This is a genomic window from Zongyangia sp. (genome assembly GCF_965361945.1).
On the sequence record NZ_CBDTOK010000061.1, the window covers coordinates 1 to 4,759 of the forward strand.

Below are 4,759 nucleotides of genomic sequence, written 5' to 3' on the forward strand. Positions count from 1 at the left end.
CGGACAGTGTCCGCAGCCAGATGGCGCTGTAGTGCCATTGGCAACAAAAACGCGTGCGACGCGACAGTATTACAAATAAAGCCAGAGGCGCGACCTGCTGACCGCAGGTCCGCGGCATGAGCGCAGAGCCGTCTGCCGCGGGTGGGCAGTGTTGCAAACGAGACTCAGTGCGCGTCTTGCTCTCCGCAGGCGCGCGGGCGGCGAGTCGCCGCAGCCAAATCGCGCTGATGTGTCAATCGAGACCCATTTGCGGGCATCGCGTACAGTGTCTCAAACAAGACCAAGGGCGCGTCATCCTCGCCGGTAGGCGCGCGTGCGACGCGGCGGTGTCGCAGACAAAACCAAGTGCGCGTCATGCTGCCCGCTAGGGCAAGAATAAGGAAGAAAGCAATGGCAAAACGAATTTTTATTACAGAAGATGAGGAGGATATCCGGGAGGTCATCAAATGCACCTTGGAATCCTTTTCCTATGAAATCCAGGCCTTTGAAAGCGCAGAGGAATGCCTGGAGGAGACAAAGAAAAATCTGCCGGATCTCATTTTGATGGACATTATGCTCCCGGGCATGGATGGGATTACCGCCCTGGAAAAGCTCAAGTCCCAGAAGGAGACCCAGTCCATCCCGGTGATCATGCTCACCGCCAAGTCCAGCGAGGTGGACAAGGTGACGGGCCTGGACAAGGGGGCCGACGACTATGTCACCAAGCCCTTTGGGGTGCTGGAGCTGGCGGCCCGGGTCCGGGCGGCCCTGCGCAAAAGCGAGGCCTACCAAAAGAAATCCGAGGTGCTGACCTTAGGCGGCATCACCCTGGACGCGGACAAGCGGACGGTGACCAAAAACGGGGAACCGGTGGAATTGACCCTGAAAGAATTTGAGCTGCTCCGGCTTTTAATGGAGAACAAAGACCGGGTCCTGCCCCGGGAGACCCTGCTGGATGAAATCTGGGGCTATGACTATGTAGGGGAGACCCGCACCCTGGATATGCATGTGCGCACCCTGCGGGGAAAGCTGGGGGACAACGGGGAAACCCAGCGGTATATCAAGACGGTGCGGGGAGTTGGATACCGGTTTATCGGCGCCAGCGAGGCGTGACGGAATAAGAGCTCCCGTTTCCCACGGGGGCAAGGGAGATTTTCATGAAGAAAAGCTTGTTTTTACGGATATTCATCATCAGCGCCGTGGTGATCCTGCTGGTGAGCACGGTGATGGCGGCGATGTTCGTTTCGGTGAAGGAACAGGACATTGTGGACAGCATGGACCAGAGCCTACAGATTATGGTATCCACGGTCAACGGCAACGCCGATATGGAAGCGGTCGCCGACGAGATGAAAGAGCTCAGCGGCAACCGGATCACCATCGTGGCGTCTGACGGCACTGTGCTGGGGGATTCGGATGAGGACGCCGCCCAGATGGAGAACCATGGGGACCGGGAGGAGATCCAGGAGGCCCTGGCCACGGGATACGGTATGGCCAGCCGGAAGTCGGATACCTTCCTGACCAGCATGCTCTATGTGGCCATCCGGTCGGGGGACAATGTTTTCAGAATGGCCCGTTCCACCGGCGAGGTGGTGGATACCTTGGTATCCCTTTGGCCTATCGTCCTGGTGGCGGTGGTCATTGCCCTGGCCGCGGCCCTGATCCTGGCCCGCTACGGCGCCAGCCGGGCGGTGAAGCCTCTGACCGATACGGTGGACGCCCTCAGCCGGCAGATTGACCACCCGGAAGAGGGGCAAGAGCCGGTCAGCACCAAAGCGCTGGAGGAGATTACCCCCCTGATCAAGACTATCGGGGAGATGAGCGAGGACATCACCCGGGCCAAGGACCGGCTCAGCGTCCAGATGGCCCAGACCCGGTTTATCCTGGACAATATGGAGCAGGGCCTGGTCTTTGTCAACCCGGAGATGAAGATCCTCTTAGTCAACCGCAGCGCCCGCAACTTCCTGGGGGAGAGCCAGGAGGTGGAGGGGCTGGATTTCATCCACCTTTCCCGGGACATCAAGCTGTATGACAGCGTCACCCTGGCGGTGAAGGAGGGCCGCTCCTGTATCTTTGACATGGATCTGCGGCGGACGGTAGGCGCCATTGTGTCGGTGAATATTTCGCCGGTGCGGGCCAGCTGGATTAGCAGCGGCCCCGAGGAGCATCATCTGGGGGCTGTTGTCCTGCTCACCGATGTGACCCAGACCCGCCAGATGGAGCAGATGCGCAGCCAGTTTGTGGCCAACGCCTCCCATGAGCTGAAGACCCCCATCACCTCCATTAAAGGCTTTGCGGAGCTGCTGGCGGGCGGCCTGGTCAAGGACGAGCGGAAGTCGCGGGAATACCTGCTGCGGATCCGGGATGAGTCGGAGCGGATGACCAGTATCATCGAGGACATCCTGAAGATCTCCAGCCTGGAGGCGGAGGAATATCATCCGCCCCTGACCCAGGTGGATCTGCTGGAGGTGGCCAAGGAGGCGGTGGACCAGGTCTCCCACGAGGCCCAAAAGAATGGGATCACCGTCACAGCCCAAGGGGAAAGCGTCACCATCCTTGCTTTCCGGGAGGATGTGTTCCAGATGATCTCCAACCTGGTGGACAACGCGGTGAAATATAACCGCCCCGGCGGCTATGTGAAGGTGCAGATACACAGGGAGGGGCCCAACGGGAAAATCGTGGTGGAGGACAACGGCATCGGCATCGCCAGGGAGCACCAGGGCCGGATTTTCGAGCGGTTCTACCGGGTGGATAAGGGCCGCAGCCGGAAGATCGGCGGCACCGGCCTGGGTCTTTCCATTGTCAAGCATGTGGCGGCCAACCTAGGCGGGGAGATTTCCCTGCGCAGCGAGGAGGGCCGGGGCACCACCATCGCCGTGCGGATCCCCCTGGAAAAGGAATAGCCTATCCTTTTCGCAGAGCAGACAGAACAAAACCCGGAAGAAAGCTTCATTTCTTCCGGGTTTTATGGATGTGGGGCGATGGTGGAATTATTTCTCGCTGATGTAAGTATGTTCATATCCATCCTCGGTTTCGTCAAAAAAGATGAAATCGTCAATATCGCCGGATACGGAGAACCATCGGGATTGATGGGCGTTTACATCATGGTTTCCCGCTTGCATCGCGTTTGCAGTGTTGTATTCCATGTCGTTTTCTCTCCCCGCCGAAGCGGGCTCCTTTCTGTGAAATATGGCCTTTGAAGCGGCTAGTTACTAGTATATGCGATGAATATGAATTTGATGCGGGAATTTTGTAAAAACCATGTGCAGGAAATGAAAAAATTTCCAGACAAAAAAGGAGCAAATCCAAAAAAAATTGTAAAATTTTTTTCAGAATGACAACAGAACCCAGGATTTATGCTATAATAGGACAAGATTCTGCGCTCTCGTTGGGGGCGGATCAATGATTAAAAAAATGGTAGGAGCTGAATCAGAACGTGAGTAAACAATTATCCGGCTTGTGGAAGAAGATCTGTAAGTTTTTCCGCAATAGAAATGTATTGATTGCGACGGCCTTTGTGCTCTTTTTGCTTTTGGCGGCGGTGCTGGACCGCTTTGTCTTCCACATTGTGCTGAAAGCTCCGGAAGAGCCCAGCTCCAGTTCCAGCTCCAGCTCATCTTCCTCCTCGTCGTCCTCTTCCTCCAGCAGCGAGAGCCGGGAGCTGACCGAAGCCGAGATGCTGCCAGGCTCCGGGAATCTGGAGAACTCCCCCTATGTAGACGATTCGGTCTTTGATGAGATCGCGGAATACAACGCTGTCAACAGCGACGTCAAAGCCTGGCTGACAGTGGATGGGACCAACATCAATTACCCGGTGGTGCAATTTACCGATAACAGCACCTATATGTCCTTGGGTTACGACGGAAATTACAGCTATAACGGCGTCATCTTGGCCGATTATGAGGACCGGCTGGGCAACGCCTCTCAGCTTTCCCACAACACCGTCATCTATGGCCACAACTGGACTAACTACAGCGCGGATCCTAAGATCGGCGATCCCAGCGACGAGATGTTCGCCCAGTTGACCGCCTTCCAGCATCTGGACTTTGCCCAGGAGAACCTGTTCATCCACTTCACCACCCAGGAGCAGAGCATGACCTTCAAGATCTTCGCCGCCTTCTATACCGAGGACACCTTCCCCTATTACTACCCCAACCTGAACACCGATGAGATGATGGAGATGGTGGCCAGCGCCCGGGAGCGCAGCGAGCACGACTACGACGTGCTGGTGGATGAAAACGATAAGCTCATCTCCCTTTCCACCTGCACCCGCCGCTTCGGTTCCACCGACCGGCAGCGCTTTGTGGTCATGGGACGCCTGCTGCGCCAGGAGGAAAAGGCCACTCCCTACGAGGTGACAGCCAATCCGGATCCAGTGCGCCCCAACCTGTAAGGCGCGCCCCACCATTATACAGACTACAGACCAAAAGGGACCGCATATCTATGCGGTCCCTTTTTTGTTTATGTGGCGGCGAGTCGGCGGGCAGTGCCCGCAGCCAGATCGCGCCGGCTACCGCCGGAGGAAGCCGCGCTGTGGTGTCAATCGCAACATAGTTGCGTGCAACGCGGGCGGCGAGTCGCCGCTCCCAAGTCGTGCTGTGGTGCTATGGGTAACTAAGTCGCGTGTGCCGCGGCAGTGTCGCAAATATAACTTGGGGCGCGTCATCCCGCCCCGGTAGGGGCCGCGTCTTGCTGACCGCAGGTCCGCCACCTTCCGGTGGAGGATATCGCGCTGTGGTGTCAATCGCAACATAGTTGCGTGCAACGCGGGCGGCGAGTCGCC

Annotated in this window: 4 protein-coding genes; 3 read left to right on the forward strand and 1 reads right to left on the reverse strand. The window is 57.4% G+C overall.

The genetic code is table 11. The features are described from left to right. The first annotated feature begins 390 nt into the window (after positions 1–390). Both ACZ25G_RS03745 and ACZ25G_RS03750 read left to right on the forward strand, forming a co-directional pair. Positions 391–1,092: a winged helix-turn-helix domain-containing protein gene (locus ACZ25G_RS03745; protein WP_191510649.1), complete on the forward strand. Its 702-nt coding sequence runs from the start codon at positions 391–393 to the stop codon at positions 1,090–1,092. A gap of 44 nt (positions 1,093–1,136) precedes the next feature. Continuing rightward, positions 1,137–2,879: a sensor histidine kinase gene (locus ACZ25G_RS03750; RefSeq protein ID WP_463681592.1), complete on the forward strand. Its 1,743-nt coding sequence runs from the start codon at positions 1,137–1,139 to the stop codon at positions 2,877–2,879. Between the two features lie 87 nt (positions 2,880–2,966). Here the strand turns inward: ACZ25G_RS03750 and ACZ25G_RS03755 are convergent, their stop codons facing one another. Beyond that, positions 2,967–3,122 carry a hypothetical protein gene (locus ACZ25G_RS03755; protein WP_191482929.1) on the reverse strand — a complete coding sequence of 52 codons (156 nt, stop codon included), beginning with the start codon at positions 3,120–3,122 and terminating at the stop codon, positions 2,967–2,969. A gap of 290 nt (positions 3,123–3,412) precedes the next feature. Between ACZ25G_RS03755 and ACZ25G_RS03760 the strand changes: the two genes are divergently transcribed. Continuing rightward, positions 3,413–4,369, forward strand: a complete 957-nt coding sequence (locus ACZ25G_RS03760; RefSeq protein WP_463681593.1) for a class B sortase — start codon at positions 3,413–3,415, stop codon at positions 4,367–4,369. Positions 4,370–4,759: the final 390 nt, after the last annotated feature.